The organism is Sphingomonas sp. AOB5 (assembly GCF_029433115.1).
Taxonomy (GTDB): Bacteria; Pseudomonadota; Alphaproteobacteria; order Sphingomonadales; family Sphingomonadaceae; genus Sphingomonas.
The window spans coordinates 1-1,868 of the sequence record NZ_JARNTV010000133.1 but is presented as its reverse complement, the minus strand read 5'-3'; the positions used below and the strand labels follow the sequence as shown (position 1 = coordinate 1,868).

The 1,868-nt window shown below is 67.9% G+C and carries 2 protein-coding genes; both read left to right on the top strand.

Annotated elements, in window-relative coordinates:
• Positions 1 to 935 (top strand): GNAT family N-acetyltransferase (locus P1X14_RS22015; RefSeq protein ID WP_277317565.1); only part of this gene is annotated, 935 nt, incomplete at its 5' end.
• A 31-nt stretch (positions 936 to 966) separates the two neighbouring features.
• Positions 967 to 1,587 (top strand): hypothetical protein, encoded by a 621-nt coding sequence (locus tag P1X14_RS22010; RefSeq protein ID WP_277317564.1) that lies wholly within the window; start codon positions 967 to 969, stop codon positions 1,585 to 1,587.
• The last annotated feature ends 281 nt before the right edge of the window (positions 1,588 to 1,868 follow it).

Genomic DNA, 1,868 nt, shown 5'->3' with positions numbered 1-1,868 from the left:
CGCCGGTGCTGGCGCTGCCGATCGTCGCCAAGGGGCCGGCGCGGCTGGGGCTGGCCGAGGTGCCGGGATGCTATTGGCCGTTCCGCAGTTTTCCGGTGCGCGAGGATGCTGGTGTCGAGGCGCTCGAGGCGCTGCTGCCGCGGCTGGCGCGCGAGGTGCGGGCGCTGCGGATCGGGCCGGTCTATGACGGCGATCCGGCGCTGGAGCTGATGAAGGCTGCGGCGAAGGCGAAGGGATGGGCGGTGCTCGATCGCTTCGTCGCCGACTCCTATCTGCTCGACATGACCGCGGCGCAGGCCGAAGGGACCTGGCCGCGCAATTCGACGCTGAAGAAGAACCGCTTCCACGAAAAGCATCTGGGATCGCATGGCGAACTCGACTGGCGCTTCGTGTCGGGCAGCGGCTGGAGCGATGACGCATTCGACGCGCTCGGCGAAATCGAGGACAGGAGCTGGATCGCGGCGCGCACCGATGGCAGCGACGCCAAGTTCACCGCGCAGGGTCATGGCGGCTTCTGGCGCGCGGCGGCCAAGGATCCGGTGATCGCGGAGATGATGTGGGCGGCGGTGCTGCGTGTCGACGGCGTGCCTTCGGCCTTCTCGTTCGATCTGAATGCCGGCACGCTGAAATACGCCATCGCCAACAGCTATGACCCCGCGTTCGGCAAGCATTCACCGGGGAAATTGCTCTATTACCGCAACCTGGTCCGCGCGATCGCCGACGGGATTACCCGGGTCGACTGGGGGGCTGGCGACAGCGGCTACAAGGGCACGATCGGCGCGGCGAAGGGCCCGGCGATCCGCGACTGGCTGTTCGTGCGGCCGGGCGTGTCGGGTTTGGCGGCATCGATGCTGCGCGGCGTGTGGAAACGCAGCGGACACAAGCAAGTCTCTGGCCAGGTCGCAGCACGCGAGGACGTGACCGCGGACGAGTGATCTGTCAGGCTGTTCCCGAGAGGAGCGCGCCATGGATCGCCGCAGCATGATTGCAGCATTGGCCGGAACCGCGGCGCTAGGTGCGTGCCGGGCCGTGGGGCAGACGCCGCCGCGCGACGTACGCGCCGACCTGTATGACTGCGAGGGTTGCGAAGGCGCCCTCGAACGCACGGTGACTGCGGCATCCGCAAGGATCGCGCCGCCGGGGGAACCGGGTGAGCCGCTGATTCTGGCGGGCACGGTGATCGGGCTGGACGGCAAGCCGGCGCCGGGCGTGGTGATCTATGCCTATCACACCAATGCCGAGGGGCTGTACGCCAACGGCACGCCAGAGACCGAGTGGAGCCGCCGCCATGGCCGGCTGCGCGGCTGGGTGAAGACCGGGGCGGACGGGCGCTACCGGTTCGAGACGATCAAGCCCGCGCCCTATCCAGACCGGACGTTGCCCGCGCATGTCCATCTGACCGTGCTCGAGCCGGGGCGCCGCGCCTACTGGATCGACGATATCGTGTTCGAGGGCGAGATGCTGGTCGACGCCAAGTATCGCGCGGAACGCGAGGATCGCGGCGGCAACGGGATCGTCCGGCTGGGCCGCGAGCAGGGCAGGCTGATCGCGGTGCGCGATATCCTGCTCGAACGGCACCCCGCCTGATCACACGCGGCGGCGCAGGGCGTCCTCGATGCTGACGAAGCTCACCACGGCGATGAACGCAGCGGCTTCGGCGAAGGCGAGGTAGAGGAAGGCATAGTTGTCGGCGAACATTGTGGTCACTCCGTTGAAGGATGACCTGACCTGCGCCCGCGCAAGGCGGCGCGCTTTGACCGCCGTCAAAATCGGTAGAGTTGTTTGGGTCGATCCAGCTTTGCTGAATCGAGGCGGCACCGGCCCGCTCCCCCACCCGGCCACCCATAGGTTACTATCGTGCTGAGTGG